Annotated in this window: 19 protein-coding genes, 1 pseudogene and 1 other annotated feature; of the genes and pseudogenes, 11 read left to right on the forward strand and 9 right to left on the reverse strand. The window is 44.1% G+C overall.

What is annotated here, in order from left to right; translation table 11 throughout:
* Positions 1-7: 7 nt before the first annotated feature.
* The 5 genes from QFZ80_RS04335 to QFZ80_RS04355 form a co-directional block, all read right to left on the reverse strand.
* On the reverse strand, positions 8-397 hold the full coding sequence (locus QFZ80_RS04335; protein WP_307557446.1) for a glyoxalase superfamily protein: 390 nt from the start codon (positions 395-397) through the stop codon (positions 8-10).
* Entirely contained in the window at positions 394-1,101 is a 708-nt protein-coding gene (locus QFZ80_RS04340) for a DUF1361 domain-containing protein (protein WP_307548531.1), read from the reverse strand. The genes QFZ80_RS04335 and QFZ80_RS04340 overlap by 4 nt, the downstream gene beginning before the upstream one ends.
* A 160-nt stretch (positions 1,102-1,261) precedes the next feature.
* Positions 1,262-1,537: a DUF1796 family putative cysteine peptidase gene (locus QFZ80_RS04345; RefSeq protein ID WP_307557448.1), complete on the reverse strand. Its 276-nt coding sequence runs from the start codon at positions 1,535-1,537 to the stop codon at positions 1,262-1,264.
* Positions 1,538-1,632: 95 nt separating this feature from the next.
* Complete coding sequence (locus QFZ80_RS38800) at positions 1,633-2,109, reverse strand: glycosyltransferase (RefSeq protein WP_373460009.1); 477 nt, start codon at positions 2,107-2,109, stop codon at positions 1,633-1,635.
* Positions 2,069-2,578: a hypothetical protein gene (locus QFZ80_RS04355; RefSeq protein WP_307548527.1), complete on the reverse strand. Its 510-nt coding sequence runs from the start codon at positions 2,576-2,578 to the stop codon at positions 2,069-2,071. The genes QFZ80_RS38800 and QFZ80_RS04355 overlap by 41 nt, the downstream gene beginning before the upstream one ends.
* Before the next feature lie 62 nt (positions 2,579-2,640).
* Between QFZ80_RS04355 and QFZ80_RS04360 the strand changes: the two are divergent.
* Positions 2,641-3,096, forward strand: a pseudogene (locus tag QFZ80_RS04360) (GDP-mannose 4,6-dehydratase); the annotation flags it as partial.
* A gap of 78 nt (positions 3,097-3,174) precedes the next feature.
* Here the strand turns inward: QFZ80_RS04360 and cysC are convergent.
* Positions 3,175-3,699 (reverse strand): adenylyl-sulfate kinase, encoded by a 525-nt coding sequence (gene cysC / locus QFZ80_RS04365; RefSeq protein WP_307548526.1) that lies wholly within the window; start codon positions 3,697-3,699, stop codon positions 3,175-3,177.
* 92 nt (positions 3,700-3,791) lie between these two features.
* On the opposite strand from cysC, the gene QFZ80_RS04370 reads away from it, so the two are divergent.
* Positions 3,792-4,067, forward strand: a complete 276-nt coding sequence (locus QFZ80_RS04370) for a glycosyltransferase family 2 protein (protein ID WP_307548524.1) — start codon at positions 3,792-3,794, stop codon at positions 4,065-4,067.
* 207 nt (positions 4,068-4,274) lie between these two features.
* Positions 4,275-4,373, forward strand: coding sequence for a galactosyltransferase-related protein (locus QFZ80_RS38805; RefSeq protein ID WP_373460010.1), 99 nt, complete (start codon positions 4,275-4,277; stop codon positions 4,371-4,373).
* 58 nt (positions 4,374-4,431) lie between these two features.
* Here the strand turns inward: QFZ80_RS38805 and rocF are convergent, their stop codons facing one another.
* Positions 4,432-5,349 carry an arginase gene (gene rocF / locus QFZ80_RS04380; protein WP_307548520.1) on the reverse strand — a complete coding sequence of 306 codons (918 nt, stop codon included), beginning with the start codon at positions 5,347-5,349 and terminating at the stop codon, positions 4,432-4,434.
* Positions 5,350-5,706: 357 nt separating this feature from the next.
* Here rocF and QFZ80_RS04385 point away from each other — a divergent pair, with 357 nt between their 5' ends.
* The 6 genes from QFZ80_RS04385 (at position 5,707) to ileS (ending at position 14,268) form a co-directional block, all read left to right on the forward strand.
* Positions 5,707-6,396, forward strand: a complete 690-nt coding sequence (locus QFZ80_RS04385) for a GntR family transcriptional regulator (RefSeq protein ID WP_307548518.1) — start codon at positions 5,707-5,709, stop codon at positions 6,394-6,396.
* A gap of 122 nt (positions 6,397-6,518) precedes the next feature.
* On the forward strand, positions 6,519-7,262 hold the full coding sequence (locus QFZ80_RS04390; protein WP_307440174.1) for an ABC transporter ATP-binding protein: 744 nt from the start codon (positions 6,519-6,521) through the stop codon (positions 7,260-7,262).
* Positions 7,262-8,143, forward strand: a complete 882-nt coding sequence (locus QFZ80_RS04395; protein WP_307548516.1) for an ABC transporter permease — start codon at positions 7,262-7,264, stop codon at positions 8,141-8,143. The genes QFZ80_RS04390 and QFZ80_RS04395 overlap by 1 nt, the downstream gene beginning before the upstream one ends.
* 102 nt (positions 8,144-8,245) lie before the next feature.
* The gene (locus QFZ80_RS04400) at positions 8,246-9,310 is read left to right on the forward strand and encodes an ABC transporter substrate-binding protein (protein WP_373460370.1); all 1,065 of its coding nucleotides are present in this window, start codon (positions 8,246-8,248) and stop codon (positions 9,308-9,310) included.
* A gap of 82 nt (positions 9,311-9,392) precedes the next feature.
* A complete protein-coding gene (locus QFZ80_RS04405; protein WP_307548512.1) occupies positions 9,393-10,793 on the forward strand; it encodes an allantoinase in 1,401 nt (466 codons plus the stop codon).
* 57 nt (positions 10,794-10,850) lie between these two features.
* Positions 10,851-11,109 (forward strand) — a binding site (T-box leader).
* 78 nt (positions 11,110-11,187) lie between these two features.
* Positions 11,188-14,268, forward strand: a complete 3,081-nt coding sequence (ileS, locus tag QFZ80_RS04410; protein ID WP_307557453.1) for an isoleucine--tRNA ligase — start codon at positions 11,188-11,190, stop codon at positions 14,266-14,268.
* Positions 14,269-14,332: 64 nt separating this feature from the next.
* Here ileS and QFZ80_RS04415 read toward each other — a convergent pair whose 3' ends face one another.
* Together QFZ80_RS04415 and QFZ80_RS04420 are read right to left on the reverse strand one after the other, a co-directional pair.
* Complete coding sequence (locus tag QFZ80_RS04415; RefSeq protein ID WP_307557455.1) at positions 14,333-15,565, reverse strand: aminopeptidase; 1,233 nt, start codon at positions 15,563-15,565, stop codon at positions 14,333-14,335.
* A gap of 70 nt (positions 15,566-15,635) precedes the next feature.
* Positions 15,636-16,409 carry a helix-turn-helix domain-containing protein gene (locus QFZ80_RS04420; RefSeq protein ID WP_307548507.1) on the reverse strand — a complete coding sequence of 258 codons (774 nt, stop codon included), beginning with the start codon at positions 16,407-16,409 and terminating at the stop codon, positions 15,636-15,638.
* A 169-nt stretch (positions 16,410-16,578) separates the two neighbouring features.
* Here QFZ80_RS04420 and QFZ80_RS04425 point away from each other — a divergent pair, with 169 nt between their 5' ends.
* Both QFZ80_RS04425 and QFZ80_RS04430 read left to right on the forward strand, forming a co-directional pair.
* Complete coding sequence (locus QFZ80_RS04425; protein ID WP_307557457.1) at positions 16,579-17,388, forward strand: phytanoyl-CoA dioxygenase family protein; 810 nt, start codon at positions 16,579-16,581, stop codon at positions 17,386-17,388.
* A 164-nt stretch (positions 17,389-17,552) separates the two neighbouring features.
* Positions 17,553-18,485 carry a VanW family protein gene (locus QFZ80_RS04430; RefSeq protein ID WP_307548502.1) on the forward strand — a complete coding sequence of 311 codons (933 nt, stop codon included), beginning with the start codon at positions 17,553-17,555 and terminating at the stop codon, positions 18,483-18,485.
* Positions 18,486-18,551: the final 66 nt, after the last annotated feature.

The following is an 18,551-nucleotide window of genomic DNA, read 5'->3' on the forward strand; positions in this document are numbered from 1 at the left end:
CGAGGTCTTAATCCATATGGTCTTTTAACGGTTCATAAAAAGTCAGCTTATTCCCGAACGGATCCGTGACGCAGACTTCTTTGGTATGCCACGGGCTGGTTTCTATACCGGGGCGAGAATATCTATATTTTTTATTTATCAAGCTAGAATGAAATGCTTCTATGTCCACGATTTCTATTCGAACCGCTGCACCCGGGCTGCAATCCCCATAATGCTCAGATAAGTGTAATTTACATTCACCTAAACTGACCTCCATATAAAGGGGCATATCACTCTCAAAACGATGCTCCCACCCTAACGAAAAACCCAAGTAATCTATGTAGAATTCCTTTGCCTTCCTCTCATCGAACATTCTGAAAATGGGCGTGACACCTTTAATGGTTGTAATAACAATCATCTCCTTGTTTTATCGTTTATGTATGTACTTGAGTTTCTTGAACTGCCTAAGCCATTTACGAGTACATAAAAGGTTACGTAAACCGTCATGATAACAAATCCGACTAATAAGCAGAAAATGATGGCATCTTGATGCAGAGTTTCTCGTAGGATTTCCAGTATGCCGTTATTGCGTAAAGCGTCCCAACTGTTTAAGCGATATTCTCTTCCCAAAAGTATGCCGTACCCGGATAGAAGCGCGGTCATTGCGATGATCAGCCATGAAACAACATGATTGAATCGCTCTTTCCAAATCTTTTGAATCATGTACATGGAGCTGCACCCTAGCAATAGACCGTTCCATGCAAATAAGAAGATGATGAAAAAATCATACCAATAGGCAAAGGAGAATGCTCCTTTTTGGACATATGAGTCCTTCAAAATCGTTAAATGTATAAAATCGGTTATGACATACGGAGAGTTTGGCAGGAATAACAACCAGGCTAAACCGACCACGATTAAAATGAACTTTCTGAAGATCGTAGATTTTCGGGTATGTATAAAATAGGCTGCCGCAGCAAGGATGTACGGAATCCATGCGAGGAATAAGTTCCAAAGAAGAAACTCAAAATAGGTTTGGTTTTTGAACAAAAAATAGACCCCAACTGTGGAAGAAGAGAGTAGGATCAGGAAGAGATTCAGGTACCAATGATTTAAGGTTTTCATTGTATTCTCCACGTTTGGTTTGTATTTTGGTAGTGATGCCTGTCCAAGATTGTGTCTCCATTTTACCTTTATTTGCAAACTACAACAAGCAAAAACTGTAGCATGAGGGGATTGGATGGGAAGACGGCTTTGAGATTTACTGCTATTCTCCGTAACTTTATTAGAATCTCCGATTTAAAATCAGAAGTATACAAAAATGATGTTTAACGAGACCTGATAATATCTTTTCAAGCTCGTTAGCTTCCTCATAGGTTGCAACAGAGCGAACAAAAAGAATCCACTCATTCGTTTCCATACAATTTAAGAGGCGTTGAATACGACGATTATATTTATCCTTATATTGTGGAAATGAAGTTGGGGTATTTGCAGCTGCCAGAAAATCGTGTACGGAATCTATATGATAAAATATTCCGGTTATGCTTGAACATTTGGCCAATCATAAGTGCCGATGTAGTCTGGTTTAATCCAGCGTGAGTGTTTCGTCAGGCCTATCATAAATTTCATGGGCTGTAGTGTTGTACATGTGCTCCATCAGTTTGAATCCATTATTTGATGGATTAATGAGTAATACTCGCCCGCAACCTCGGACCATTTCCGTTGTAGTACATTACTTATAGCGAGCTTTTGCCTAGGCAATAAGGTTGTTTTGTGCATCCAGAGGTCGTGGATTGCTTTTTCGATTTCACACACAGAATAAGGGTCGAAAGTTATAAAGGCATCCATTTCTGCAATAACTTCTTCAGTAACCTCAATTCTACCTATTGCAACCGAGGTATCCATTGCCAAAGACTCCAATATGGGGAAGGGACAGCTCCCCTCAAAGAGCGTAGGCACAATCGTGGCTATAGCATATTTATAGAGTGACGGAAGATCACTTGATGGTAGTCTATCTAGAAAAATAACACTGTTACGGGCCTCTATATCGTTACATCCGTTTAGTATTCCGGAAATTTCTGCTGATTTAGGGCTATGCAGATACGGAGCTGTAAATACTAAAGTATGACGCATACTCTTCAACAGGAGCAGTTAAGCGAATAACCTTTGTCTTTTTCATATTTAATGTAAGATGGTTCAGTCCATCGGTATTGCGAATATGGTTGGAAGGGAAGACGACTGCAGCTGCGTTTCCCACAACATTATGAACGATACCATCCAATCTATAACAAAAGTCTGGATACAATGCATAATAAAGCTCCTTAAAGTGTAGATATACCAAATCATGTAAGCATAGAATATAGGGCGTCTGGAATTGGATGGCTGATTCTAAGCCGACATAAGGGACGATCCATACGTGTACTGGAATATTCTCATTAATCCAGACCATATCATCCGATATTTTTATGATTAGTGAACTCGGATACTTAATTAATAGTCGTTCAAATATTCGCTCAACCTCTAAAGAATTTTCCTGTATTGCCGTCACATAAATAGCCGTATCATTACTTCTCAATAGTAAACCTTCCGATACCTTCTCCATCCATGCTCACTCTTCCAGAATATCCAAGATAAATTCCTATATGTGTTTTAGAACTGTCGTCCATACATGTCGTTAGAACCCGAACCTTCAATCATACGGGACCCCGCAGAGGTGAGAACTTCGTCACATCTAATTTTGCCAAGCAAATTGCCGATATTGAAAAGGGTAAACAAGAGCCAATCTTACGTGTAGGCAATCTTACGGCTAAGAGAGACTTTACGGATGTCAGGGATGTCGTGCGAGCCTATTGGGATGCTCTTGAAAAAGGAGAAGCAGGAGAGTGTTACAATATCGCTTCCGGAACCTGTTATACCATCAAGGAAATGTTGAACCAATTATTATCATTTAGCACGGTTAATATTGAGATCCGGGAGGACTCTGCCCGTTTGTGCCCTTCGGATGTAGAGATTCTGCTAGGTGACTACAGCGTATTTCATCAACAAACCGGTTGGAAACCAGAAATTCCATTTGAACAAACAATGAAAGATTTATTGAACTATTGGCGGGCGCAGACATAAATTCAGCATGAGCTGCCGAGTAAGAATCTGATTTATACAGCCTTAGTCCTTTTGAATTTAGGACTAGGGCTATTGCCTTTATACATAGTGATTACGCGCCAAATAAGCCATGATGATCGCAGCGCTCTCTTGCGGGGTTTCAACCCCTGTTTCAACGACAACATCGGGGTTCATCGGTTCTTCAAAGTGATCCGTAATTCCGGTGAAATGCGAAATTTCCCCTTTCAGTGCCTTTTTATAGAGTCCTTTCACATCCCTACTGATACATTCCTCTAAGGGGCATTTAACAAACACCTCAATGAAAGAACCGATCTCCTTCCGACAATAATCCCTCATCTCCTGATACGGGGATATAAAGGACGCAAGAACAATAATATCGTTTCTGGTAAGCAGCGTCGCCACATAGGCCACTCTTTGTATGTTTGTAAATCGATCCTCTTTAGAAAAACCAAGATCAGCCGTTAAGTTCCTTCGCACAACATCGCCGTCCAGTGCTTCCACCTTTTTGCCCGATTGCCTAAGCTCCGCTTCTACTAAGCCGCTGATTGTTGTTTTCCCAGCACCTGAAAGCCCTGTAAACCAAACAGTAACACCTTTTTGCAATAGGTTTTCCCTCCCAATCCGTTATGGTAACTTTCGATATCGTATGAGTAAAAGGCTTATCCTGAAACGGACAAACAAGGAGCAGACAAAAGTTGGACGCGGAAAATGAAGGCGTCCATGTCAAAAATACAATCGAATCCGCACTGCGTGTAAAAACGGCATACCCATTCGAAATCATCGTAGTGGATGACGGCTCTTCTGACGGTTGCTGTGATTTTATCGCATCTAATCTGTATGGCGGGCAAGTAAGAGTGATCCAAACCGATGGTATAGGTGCGGCGATGGCAAGAAATAAGGGGGCAGATCAGGCTATAGGCAAGTATTTCTATTCTGCGATGCCCATCTATTCTTTGGAGATCTATGGATAGACCGCTTGCTTAAACCGATCTTATCCGGACATTCGGATGCCGTATCGCGGGGAATCGTATGTTCACATGCGCCTTTGCTCATTGGTTATGGCCAGACACTGAATAAGCATATGGCAGTTAAATGGAGGAGGTGGCGGGAGACCGTATTTCCAGCCCCGATCTTGCCTGGTGCTTGTTTGGCGCTGGAGAGGAGTACTTTTTTTTGATGTGGACGGCTTTGATCGAGGATTTAATGTTTGGGGATTCGAAGATATCGAACTGTCGATTAAGCTTTGGCTGCACGGTTACAGATGCAGTGTGCAGTAAACAAGACATTGATCCTAAGTGAACTCACGAGGATCAATGTCTTGTTTTTGTTTTCATTCTATAAAATTTGTTTGCCCAGCAAGGAGCTAATTAAGCCAACGACTAAGTGGGATGTTTTGTTATTGTCGTCAAGAAGAGGATTCACCTCAACGAATTCGGCTGAGGTCACAATGCCTGCTTCATGCAGCATCTCAACAGCTAAGTGAGCTTCGCGGTAATGAAGTCCACCTTTTACAATCGTGCCAGTTCCAGGTGCTTCAATCGGATCCAGAGAATCGACGTCAAAACTAACATGCACGCCGTCCGTTTTACTGCTTATATAGTCAATGGCATCTTGCATAATGTAAGCCATTCCTTTGCGATCTATATCATACATGGTATAGCATTTGATTCCCAAAGAACGAATGAGTTTCTTCTCGCCCTCATCGAGGGAGCGTGCTGCAATAAGGACGATATTCTCCGCTTTCACTTTGTCATGACTGCCCATAATGCTTGTCAATAAGGGATGCCCCATCCCTAGACTGACGGCCAATGACATCCCATGAATATTACCGGATGGACTTGTATCTGCTGAATTTAGGTCCGAATGAGCATCGATCCAAATGATACCTAAGTTTTGATAATGGCCGGATAATCCAGCTAATGTACCGATAGCTATGCTATGATCGCCGCCAATGACGAGAGGAAAGCGTCCTTGTTCCACGACCTGAGAGACTTGCTTAGCCAGTAGTGTATTTACCTCGATAGCCTCAGCCAAATACTTGAGGTTGGTTTGATCAACTTCAGCTGCCAAGGGAGTTGCTTTATCGTCCGGTAGACGAATATCAGCAATATGATCGATTGTGATATCCATTTGCTGTAGACCTCGAATTAGACCTGCTTGTAAAATGGCTTTCGGTCCTTTGCTGGCTCCGCGTCGACCTGCTCCAAGATCAAATGGCACAGTAATCGCAGCAATAGTCGGTTTGGTACTCATGCGATCAGCTCCTCTTGTTTGGGCTTCAGATAAAGCTTCGTTTGTAATTAGATTATCATAACCCAGCTCATAATTGGAGATTTTAATTTGGTTCCTGTGGCAATTGCTGCCGTAAGCAACAGCTTAACTCTTTTATAAGAGGGTATGTAAGAAAATATAACATCGTATGAACAAAAATATAATAAATGCAAGTGTAAATAGCCATTTTTTATCATCGAAAACAAAGTTAACGTGATATATTGTTTGTTATTCTAAAAGATGAGGCTTTTAGTGTTATGTATATTGACATGAAATCTTATTTTCATTACGATCATGGTGAATTAAACAATTCATCAGGGGATTGGAGAACAGGTCCTTATGTTACAAGCAAATGAACTAGACATGTATACCGCAATTAAGGATGCCATTATCGAACAAAAGCTTCGTCCCAATATGCAGTTAGTCGAAGAAGTGCTGGCAGAATCTTTTGGAGTGAGCCGCACACCTGTACGCAATGTACTCCGCCGACTGGCGAGTGAGAAGTTAGTAACCGTCATTCCTTACAAAGGTACTTTTGTTGCTTGCCCATCCACACATGAGGCTAAAGAAGTGTTCGAAATGCGCAGAGTGATTGAAGCGGCGGCGATCCGTAAAGTGTGTGGTACGTTGACAGACGATCAGTTTCAACAATTAAAAATAATGCTGGATGATGAGCATGAAGCGCATAAGCAGGGTGATCTACTGGGAGCTCTACGAATTACGGGTGATTTCCACCTCCGCATTGCTGAATTAGCGAGCAATTATTACTACTATCATTATTTGGAAGAATTGATTGCACTCACTTATGTGATTATCGCCTTTTATGGGATGAAGAAAAATAGGTATTGCCATGATCATGAGCAAATTTTAGCGGCCATTAAGTTAGGGGATGCGGATTTAGCTGAACGATTGATGGTTGAACATTTAAGCGAGATTGAAGCATCTTTGGATTTCGAAGAACATGGTGTGAAGCCGCATTCACTTACAGATATTTTTAAGTCCAGAAGTTATGCAACCGTCAAAAGATAAATGAGTTGTGCCCATTTTTTTACGAGAGATTGTATACAATCTTGTGTGTGATGTTGAGCGTTAATTGCATACAACATGCAAATGCTTCGAACAAAGTTGAGAGCTATGGAAGGGGCGAGGGAATGAAATTAACGGCGAAGCAAGTGGGGAAGAGCTTTGGAGATCGCGTCGTGCTTAAACAAGTTGACTTAACGGTGAATTCTCATGAATTTATTTGTATCTTAGGGCATAGCGGTTGCGGTAAATCAACACTTCTGAATATGGTGGCCGGATATTTGCTCCCTGATGAAGGTGAAATAAAGGTCGATGGTGAGATGATAAAAGGCCCATCGAAATCAAGGGGAATGGTCTTTCAGGATCATGCTTTGTTCCCTTGGTACAATGTTCTCGAAAACATTTCATTTGGGCCTGAAGTACAAGGCGCGTCCAAGGCGAAAGCCAAAGAAATCGGCAAGGAATTCCTGAGTCTGGTTGGACTTGAAGCCTATGCGAATCATTATCCAGCCGAATTATCTGGCGGTATGAAGCAGCGAGTAGGAATTGCTAGAGCACTTGCGAGCTCACCAGAAATTTTGTTGATGGATGAACCATTCGGTGCTCTCGATATTTTGACCAGGGACATGATGCGTAGAGAGCTTAGGCGCATATGTGCAAAGCTTAGACCGACTATCCTATTCGTTACTCACAGTATTAGCGAAGCAGTCTATCTAGCTGATCGGGTGGTTGTGATGAAGGATGGCGAAATTGCAGAGACGTTTTCCATCGAAATTGAGCATCCACGCACGTTTGAATCTCCTGGATTTAGTAAAGCGATGCGCAGCATCGAGCGGATTTTGATGGAAGATGAAACAGAGGAGGCAATCTGATGAGTGAAACATCGGTAACGGTCGTTGCTGACAGTGATTTGCTTCCAACTGGGACTAAGCGTGTAGAGCAGCTGAAGAAGCGCAAAGGGTACAAAGAAAGTTTTATGCAGAGATGGAACATCATGCCGTTCGTTACCTTTTTCGTCCTTTGGGAAGTGTTTTCTCAGTTAAATGAGAGATTTGCTTGGTTTAATCCGATATTCCTACCTCCACCAACCCTGATTGTGTCGGATGCCTGGGTACTGGCGAAGACGGGGATCGTGTTAGAAAGTTTAGTTTCCAGTTCAATTCGTATTGCTTTGGGATTCGTCATTGGTTGCTTATTCGCTGTATTGTTCGGAGTGTTAATGAGCAAATTCCGAACGTTTGAACGATGGATGTCTCCAATCCTCAATCTCGTAAGTCCGATTCCAGCCTTGGCTTTGCTGCCGCTATTCATCATCTGGTTCGGTATCGGAGAGTTTCCCAAAGTTCTGCTAATAGCTTGGACAACATTCGTTCCTGTACTTGTTTATACAGTTGACGGTTTTAAGTCAGTGCCATCTACACTCATTCGATCTGCCCTTAGTTTAGGCGCTTCAGAGCGGCAAATCTTTACCCGGGTTATGATTCCATCGGCGATTCCAAATTTTATTGTAGGTGCGCGGGTCAGTCTGGGTCTGTCTTTCTCGGCTTTAATTGTCTCTGAAATGATGGGCGCGAAATCAGGGCTTGGTTATATCATCGTGGATGCCAGAAATTATTTCAAAATTTCCAACATGTTTGTCGCCATTATTTTAATTGGCTTGTCATACAGTTTGTTTTCAGGCTTAGTGAAAATTTTGGAAAGGAGGGTCTTGGCGTGGCGTAAGGGTGGCATGAGAGATGCTGTTGAGAAATAGAAGCAAATGATGACCCGAAAAAAGAGAAAGAAAAGTGGAGGGAAACACATGAAAAACAAAAGAATATGGGCTCAATCTTTCTTGGTATTCGTAACGGCAGCTATGGTAGTGACAGCATGTAGTTCCAAACAAACGACGACAAGTACAACGGCTCCCGCAGCAACAACAGCTGTTGCAGCGACAACAACAACACCTGCAGCTACGGCTGCCGCGGCGGCAGTTCCGGAAATGAAAGATATTACGTTAGTCGGCGTACGTGATGCACAGATTTCCTCTCAACAAATTATTGCAGATAAGCTTGGCTATTTCAAAGAAACTGGATTAAATGTGACCAGTCAACTGATTGAAAGCGGACCGGATATCGGACCGATGGTTGCCGGCGGCAGCGCGCCACTCTCGATTCAAACGAATTTTATGGACATTATTCTAAAATCATCGAACGTTCCTGTGAAAATTGTTACACCCCTAGCGCAAATTGCGGGTACGCAAGCTGTCGTCGGTTCCAAGAAATTAGAACTGAAGACATCCAAAGACTTAGAAGGCAAGACAATTGGGATCCCCAACGGAGCAGACGTGAAGATCGCAATTGATAATATGGGTAAAGAGCTTGGTGTGGATGTAAGCAAAATAAAATACGTCAATATAGCGCCAAGTGATGCGGTAATTGCTTTGCAAAAAGGTGATATTGATGCCCTGGCTTGTTGGGAACCGTTTATTACCAAAGCGATTCAAGGTGGAGGCAAGTTCTTGTTCAGCGGAACGAAGAGTGAGCTGCCTGACAAAAAAGGCGATGTGAAATGGATGAGCGTTCATACAACGATGCAGGTTTCAGACGATTTTATTAAGAAAAATCCGAATACGATTAAAGCCGTGCTTGCTGGTCTCAAAAAGGCGACGGATTATATTAACAAGAACCGCGATGAAGCGATCAAGATTCTTGCTCCTGAGCTTCACTTAAGTGTTGAAGAGCTGACGCAAATCATGAGCCGAAATGTATACTCGATGGAAGTAGATGATACTTACGTAAATGGCAGTAACGGTGCGGCCGTAGGTGAATATCTAAAAGCTGTAGGTAATATTAAAACCATTCCGAAACCAGATACTTACCATGATTTGAGCTTGTTGAAAGCTGTAGATTCATCACTTGTAAAAGTTGAATTCAAATAAGTAAGTTCATGTTCAGGGTCGAGACAGCATGCTTATTTCGGTCCTGAAGATTATGAATGTAAGTACAGTCGAGGTGAACAGGGTGAGCGAATTATTAGATGTGATCATTCGAAACGGCTCCGTTGTTTTGCGAGATGAAGTCCGTTTTTTGGATATAGGTATTAAGAATGGCAAGATTTCGCGATTGGATGAGCGGATTACGCTGGAAGCAGAGCAAGTTGTTGATGCTTCCGGCATGGTCATCATGGCTGGTATGATTGATGTCCATGTCCACTTGAATGAACCCGGAATGGGGGACTGGGAAGGATTTGCCACGGGTTCTGCCGCATTAGCCGCAGGCGGATGTACCACATACATCGACATGCCGCTTAACGGCGTTCCGCCAACAGTTACCGTCTCCGCGATGGAGATGAAGCTGGAAGCTGCTCGCGAACAATCATCGGTCGATTACGCCATATGGGGTGGACTGGTGCCGGGGCATCTGGATGATTTGGAGCCCATGAGCGAAGCTGGTGTCATTGGTTTCAAAGCTTTCATGTCTTCGCCGGGTGACCCGGGAGAGGAAGCATTTCGTGAGGTAGATGACCTCACCTTGTGGGAAGGGATGAAGAGCATTGCGCGAATGAACCGAGTGCTGGCGCTTCATGCTGAAAGCGAGTCACTTGTTTCACGCTTAGGACGGGAGAAACAGGCAGAAGGCAAAGTCACGGCGAAAGACTATACGTCCACACGCCCGATTCTTGCTGAGCTCGAAGCGGTGAATCGAGCACTCTTTTATGCAGAGCAGACAGGGTGTCCCCTGCATTTCGTTCATATCAGCAGCGAGGCTGCTGTGAAGATCATTATGGATGCGAAGAGGCGCGGGGTTAACGTGACGCTGGAGACTTGTCCGCACTATTTAATCCTAACGGAGGATGACTTAGAACGAATAGGGCCTACGGCCAAATGTGCGCCTCCACTGCGTAGTGAAGATGAGAAGGAACGGTTGTGGGAGGCTTTGCGCCTTGGTTATATTGATATGATTTCATCGGATCATTCCCCTAGTCCAAGCACATTGAAGGAATCTAGCAATTACTTTGAAGCATGGGGTGGCATATCGGGAGCACAAAGCTCACTAGAACTTATGATTGATGAAGGACACTTGAAGCGGGGGATCGGGCTTAGTCAGTTAAGTCATATGCTGTCCTACGCGCCGGCTGAGCGATTCGGTCTTCTTCCTAACAAAGGAGATATCCGCCTAGGCGCCGATGCAGATCTTGTCATGATTTCATTGAATGCCCCATATGTGCTGCAAACAGAACACTTATTGTATCGTCATAAGCATAGTCCTTATGTAGGAAAGGAACTGGGGTGTAAAGTGCGGGCTACCTGGAGCAGAGGGAATCTTGTCTATGAAGAAGCGAAGGGGATCAGTGCTGTGAAGGCTGGCAAATGGTGTCCAAATAAGAATAAAGTAGGTACGTTGCAATACGAAGGTGAGTGAACTTGACATTCAATGAAGTTGATGTAAAAATGAATTAACTGAGTGTTCTTAATTCATGTAAATTCATTGACGAGTACGAGTACGCTAATCCCCTTGATTTCCAGAGAGTTGGCCTTGCGCTGAAAGCCAACATTCAAGACTTAGCCGAAAATCCCCTCTGAGAAGGAAAGCTGAAGGAATTCTAGTAAGCTGACCCGGGATCCCGCCGTTACAAGGGCCGCGTATGATAGTACGTAGAACGAGAGCTATCATGATCATATCTTTATGATCATGATGGAACTAGGGTGGTATCGCGAGATGTAATCTCGTCCCTTACGGGACGGGATTTTTTTGTTTTCTGTAAATCGTTTCATGGTTAGCCCCTATCATTTTAATAGAGGAGTGTGTATGACACATGAGAAAAATTGATGTGAAAGAAAAAGCGAGAACCCGCGAATTGCGTGTTCTTGAGCAATGGAGATTGAATGATACATTCCGCAAATCCATCGAAAGCCGCAAAGGTAAAGCGAACTTCGTCTTTTACGAAGGACCGCCAACGGCAAATGGATCACCCCATATCGGACACGTGCTTGGTCGTGTTGTGAAAGATTTCATCTGCCGCTATAAAACAATGTCTGGGTACCAAGTCATCCGCAAAGCTGGTTGGGACACACATGGCTTGCCCGTCGAGCTTGGTGTGCAGAAGCAGCTTGGTATCTCTGGAAAGCAAGAGATTGAAAAATACGGAGTAGCCGAATTTGTTGAGAAATGCAAAAGCAGCGTATTTGAATATGAAAAGCAATGGCGTGAACTGACGGAAGCAATCGCATACTGGACGGATATGGATAACCCCTATGTTACGTTGGATAACGACTATATCGAGAGTGTTTGGCATATTTTATCCGAAATCCATAACAAAGGGCTATTATACAATGGGCACCGTGTAAGCCCTTATTGTCCGGATTGTCAAACAACGCTCAGTTCTCACGAAGTGGCTCAAGGCTATGAAGATGTGAAAGATTTAAGTGCCACAGTAAAATTCAGGAGTAGAAACGGACAGGAAATCTTTCTGGCTTGGACGACGACGCCATGGACACTACCTGCGAACGTAGCGTTGGCCGTAAATAAAGACATCGATTATGTTAAAGTGAAACAAAAAGGTGAAGTTTACATCGTCGCGAAAAATCTCGCGGAAAAAGTATTCAAACAAGACTACGAAATCTTATCTGTGCATAAAGGATTGGAATTCGTCGGCACTGCCTACGAGCCTCCTTTTGGGTATATTAGCCCCACCAAAGGACATATCGTCGTAGACGCAGACTATGTTATGGATACGAGTGGTACGGGTATCGTTCATATTGCTCCGGCGCATGGTGAAGATGATTACCGAACAGCCCGTCGACACGAACTGGATTTTGTGAATGTAGTGAACTTGGCAGGACGTTACAATGATCAGATCACTGACTTCGCTGGACGCTTCGTCAAAGATTGTGACGTCGATATCGTGAAAAACTTGTCTGAACGCAGCCTGCTATTTTCCAAAGAGCGCTATGAGCATAGTTACCCTTTCTGCTGGCGCTGTAAATCCCCGCTGCTCTATTATGCGATGGAGAGCTGGTTTATCAAAACGACCGCAATTAAAGAGCAATTGATCGAAAACAACAGTAAAATCGACTGGTACCCTTCCCACATCCGTGAAGGGCGCTTCGGCAAGTTCCTTGAAGAGCTTGTCGATTGGAACATCAGCCGTAATCGTTATTGGGGGACCCCGCTTAACGTTTGGTTATGTGGGGATTGCGGAGTGGAGTATGCACCGGGAAGCCACAAAGATTTGCGAGAAAAATCAGTAAAGCCAATTGACGAAAGCTTGGAGCTGCATAAGCCCTACATCGATGAAGTGAAACTGCGCTGCTCTTGTGGAGGCATCATGGAGAGAACCCCTGAGGTGATCGACGTCTGGTTCGATAGCGGTTCAATGCCTTTTGCGCAGTATCATCATCCATTCGGAGATGAGACGTTGTTTAATGAGCAGTACCCAGCGGATATGATCTGCGAAGGGATTGACCAAACAAGGGGCTGGTTCTTCAGTCTGCTTGCTGTTTCAACGTTGTATAATGGCAAATCGCCTTACAAAGCCGTTCTTTCTACCGGACATGTACTGGACGAGAACGGACAAAAAATGTCTAAAAGCAAAGGTAACGGCATCGATCCATGGGAAATCATCGATGAATTTGGGACAGATGCGTTTCGATGGGCCCTGCTGTCAGACAGCGCACCTTGGAACAGCAAACGGTTCTCTAAGCAAATTGTTGCCGAAGCGAAATCCAAAGTGGTCGATACGATCAATAACACACATGCTTTTTATGCGTTATATGCAACGATTGACCAGTATAAGCACGAAGACCATCCGGTTCAAAAGCACGCGAACGAATTGGATCGCTGGATATTATCAAGACTAAACAGCACACTGCAAAATGTCAGTAAGGGCTTGGAAATTAACGACTTTCTAAACCCGGCGAAGCAAATCGAAATGTTTGTCGACGAGCTGAGCAACTGGTACATCCGTCGTTCTCGCGATCGTTTCTGGGGCAGTGAAATGACCGTTGATAAAGTGTCAGCGTATCAAACACTGCGTGAAGTGCTGCTGACACTCTCGCGGATGATAGCGCCATATGCGCCGCTCATTGCCGAGGACATTTACGGTAACCTCGGCGGAGAAGGCAGCGTTCATCTGGCTGATTACCCAACAGTGATGCAATCAGCTATCGATATAAAGCTCGAGAATGACATGGAAACCGCAAGGCAGATCGTTGAGTTGGCTCGAACTATTCGGAATGATACAGGTATCAAGACACGCCAGCCTCTCTCCGAGTTGATCGTTTCGCTCGATAACAACTTCGATCTAAGTCGTTTTGAGGAAATCATTAAAGATGAGATAAACATTAAAAAAATCCGTGTAGAACAAAGCGACAGCGGGTTTGTTGACTTCAATGTGAAGCTGAATCTTAAGGTAGCTGGGAAAAAGTACGGTAAATTCGTTGGCCCCCTGCAAAACCATTTGAAGCAATTGTCTACTTCAGAAACCAAACAAGCGGTCGATAACGGTTTTCTCGAAGTAACGATCGAGGGAGAGGAACTCCATCTCACACTGGATGAGTTGCTTGTGGAAAAACAAGCGAAAGAAGGGTTTGCTTCAGCTTCCAGTAACCAGATCACGGCAGCTTTAAATACATCCATAACGGAAGAATTGGAACAGGAAGGTCTTGTACGAGAAATCATACGTGCCATTCAGGATTATCGTAAAAAGCTGGAGCTGCCTATTGATAAACGAGTTGATCTTGTTCTCGATGTCAATCTGGTGTTGAAAGAGGCGTTGGAGCGTTTTGATCATGTTCTGCAAGAGAACGTCCTGCTTTCCAGTGTAAGATACGCTATTGAAGAAAACATGGAATCCATCTTAATTGGGGACAACAATCTCCGCTTGCTTATAGAGTAACTGAAAAAAGGGCAGCACCTAGAGGCATGGTTATCATGACTCTCGGTACTACCCTTTTTAATTTCTAGAATGCCCAATTCCCCTTGCGGAAAATGGGTTCTATCGTGCCATCTGCATGTTCGCCGTCAATATCCATCTCGGCAGAGCCGATCATAAAGTCAACATGAATCAGACTGTTGTTAAGGCCCGCTTTCTCTTGGTCTTCCTTGGACATCGAAGTCCCGCCTTCGATGCATGTAGGGAAGGCTCTTCCAAGGGCCAAATGATTAGAGGCATTCTCATCATACAGCGTATTAAAGAAGATCAAGTTGGAGTTCGAAATTGGCGATACGTGCGGAACGAGTGCGATTTCACCCAGATAATGTGCTCCTTCATCCATATCGATCATCGCTTGTAGCGACTCAAAGCCTTGTTCTGCCGTGTAGTCAACAACACGTCCGTTATCGAAGGTGATCGTGAAATTGTTGATCAAATTACCATGATAGCTCAATGGTTTCGTGCTGCGCACTATACCTTGAGTACCCATTCGATGAGGAGAAATAAAGACTTCTTCCGTCGGGATATTCGGGTTGAAATCGAAGCCTCCCGTTCCGTTGGTGGCGGAACCGCCTCGCCAAATATGATTAGCAGGCAGCTCGACAGTTAGTTCTGTGCCTGGGGCGCGGTAATGGATTCTACGGAATTGCTTCTCGTTAAGCTGCAATCTTTTACTCCGAAGTGTCGCGTTGTGATCGATCCAAGTCTGGATTGGATCTTCTTGATCTACGCGTGTGGCTTGAAAAATGGCGTCCCATAGAGCGCTGATTGCGGCTTCCTCTTCCATATGAGGAAACACTTTCTTCGCCCAAGCAGAAGAAGGCGCGGCGATGATCGACCATGTCATCTGATAGGAGGACATGCTTTCTCTCCACTTAACTAATTTAGCGCCTGCGGCTTTGGAGTTTGCGGAAATGCGGCTTGGGTCAATATCCTTCAGCAATTCAGGATCATCGGCATCAATCCATAAATAGGCGCCGTTATGATCAGCTAACTCTTCCAGCGCTTGCGCTCTCCAAGATGGATACTCATGGAATGCTTCATCAGGCGCGTAGGTATATTTGATTTGTGTGCAGATTTCATCCTGCCATTCAATATGTACGTGTTTGGCTCCAGCTTGATAAGCTTTACGGGCAATAAGTCGAACGATTTCGGGATGATGAATGGGTGCATGAATCCAAAGCGATTGGCCGGATTGAATGTTCAGAGCGACGCGGACGGTTAGCTCCGCATATTTATCAAGATTACTTTCAAAAGACATAGGAATCCTCCTCTTTTTTTCTAATCTTGCTTGCAGTTTATCCTGCCGACAGTCAACTGTCAAATAAATTTTACCGTCGTTCTTTCATGAATGTACTTGGGTTCATGCCATACCATTTGCGGAACTGATTGGTGAAGTGATTATAGTTTTGAAAGCCTACATCATAACAAACCTCCGAAGCGCTCCGTCCGGTATGCTCTAGCATTAGCACGGCTTGTTGTATCCGCATCCGATTGAGCGTATCGATAATGGAATATCCTGTGCTGGCTTTGAAAAGATGGGACAGTCTCGAAGGGGAGAGCCCGACAGTCTGAGCCAAATCCTCAATCCGAATAGGTTGACGCATCTGTTGGGAGAGCAGGTGGAGAACCTCCTCAATTCGCGCATCGACTTTTTTGTTTGTTTTCTGAGCCATGATAAGGAGGATTTCCCGCAAAGAGCTGCAGCACAGTTCGAACCAATATTCACCGCGCTCTCGGGAATCCTCCAGTATGCGTGTGAAAGCTCGGTGGATGCGTTCGCGAATCGACTCACTTTCGATGGTAAGGATAAGCTGATCTTCATCCGGCAGCAGATTGGTTTCTGTGAAGATCGAGGGGAAGTGTACCCAGTCAAAATGCCAAGTATGATCTTTCTTCGTACCGTAGTGCTGCGGTATTCCTGGTTTCAGCAGGGTGAGATCACCAGGTTTGCAGCTTCGTTCATTGCCTGAGTTATTAAAGAAGCCTTCACCTTCAAGTGTGAAAGTAAGGAGCCAATCGTTTCGTCCCTGCGGCCGCTTGGTTACATACGTATCTTGCTCTATAAAATGCCCGGCTAAAAAGGTGAAGTCATCGAATATCATGGTCATGTAGTTCCTTTCATCATCTGCAGCAATTTACTACAAGTATATCAGGAAATAGCAGGATTGTATGAGTAATTAGCATCATTCTTACTTCAATGTCTGTGGAGCTTTCGATATGATTATGTCATAAGGAAGTACGATCTTAAACTTACTCATGGAGGGGACCGACATGTCACGGACACTGCTTAAGCTTTCAAATGAACAAAAACAGCAATTCGAATCAGAAGGTTATTTAATCGTAAAAGGATTGTTTACTGATCAAAATTTGGCTGAAATTGATGATACCTTTGAGGAGATTAGCCACCATACGGTACCAGGATTATTTGAACCGGATTTACAAGCGGATGGATCTGATCCGTTAAAAAGATTTCCGCGAGTTATGCATCCACATCGCTTTAGTGAGACAGCAAAGAAATATATGCTGCACCAGCCGGTTATGGATGTATTAGCAGATTTGTATGACGAAGAGGCGCTAGCCGCGCAAAGCATGTTTTATTACAAGCCGCCGGGCTCTCGCGGCCAAGCGCTTCATCAGGATAATTTCTATCTGCAGGTCGAACCTGGTAATTGCATAGCAGCGTGGACGGCCATTGATGCTGCAGATGATGAAAATGGCGGCTTACTCGTTGTGCCCAAAACGAATACATTCGAAATTGCCTGTCCGGACATCGCTGATGACAAAGAATCATTTACGACTCACTATGTGAAGCCGCCGAAAGATGAAAAAGCGATGCCAGTTATCATGCAGCGAGGCGACGTTCTCTTTTTTAACGGGAATCTCATCCATGGCTCTTACCGAAATAAAACGAAGGATCGATTCCGTCGGGCGTTCATTTGTCATTATGTAAACGAATCGGCAACCCATATTAGCAACCACTATCGACCATTGCATCGGCAGAATGGAACGACCGTTGATTTAGAGGTTAACCCTAATGGGGGACCGTGCGGCGAAGAATTCCAAGCCGTGTATCCGCACTAATCTTTCATATTGCCATAAGGGATCGGTCTGACATCTATGGATGTTGGCCGGTTCTTTTTTTTGATGCTGTGGACTCCTGAACTTTCGAACGAAACAGGTATCCCATTTTACATAGTATGGAATCTTTTCAATTGTTTACACTAGAGGAGGGGGTGATAGCGTTTATGAGTTATAGTTGGATACTGGGTTTGTTGCTTCTTGCGCAGCAGAGTGAAGTGCCCTTTCGAATAACGAATGACAATATGGGTCATAGCATAGCAAATGTGCAGCGGGAATCGTATACAGTCAATCTTCTTGATATGCCGATCGTTGATAAGGAACGAGTAGACCGGCTTACGGACGTGATCGATAAGAATATATATCGTAAGCCGATTAATGCAACCATTAATGATGAGGGAAGAATCGTGAAGGAGATTGCAGGCGCAAGACTGAATCGTCAGGCTTTTGTTGAGCAATTTTATGAGCATTACTATCGAGAGGGTCCGATGAAATTTGAAGTGCCTCTGTTATCTGTTTATCCCAAAGTAGACAGCGAACTGCTAGCGAGTATTCGTGTGCGTCCCATTGGTTATTATGTTACCTATTTTAATTCGAATAATAAATATCGTTATACGAACATCAAGCTTGCAGCTCAAGCTATTAATAATTATGTCGTTCAACCAAATGAAACATTTTCCTTCAATCGTGTTGTTGGCGTTCGGACGCGAGGGAAGGGGTATATGCCGGCAAAGATCATTGTAAGGGGAGAATTCTCTGAAGGGATTGGCGGAGGTATTTGCCAAATTTCTTCTACTTTGTTTAACGCGGTAGATCGTGCTGGTCTCAAAATTGTAGAAAGATATTCGCACAGCAGATCTGTCCCCTATGTTCCGTCAGGTAGGGATGCTACAGTGAATTGGGGAGGTCCTGACTTCACCTTTAAAAACAACTACAATCAGCCTATTTTGATAAGGGCTCAGGCTTTACCTGGCCGTGTCTACGTTAGTATTTCGTCTTCCGATGTCATTAATTATAAGCCGCGGCATGTTCCGAGTGCATCCGATGATCTGCCAGATGAAATACAAGCGGGAACAAATGTAGGTCAGCCTGTTCCGTAAATGATAAGCTCCGTTCCAACGTGATGGTTGGTGTATGGGGCTTTTTGTTTGTCAGAGGCAGAGTCA

Source organism: Paenibacillus sp. V4I7 (assembly GCF_030817275.1).
Classification (GTDB): domain Bacteria; phylum Bacillota; class Bacilli; order Paenibacillales; family NBRC-103111; genus Paenibacillus_E.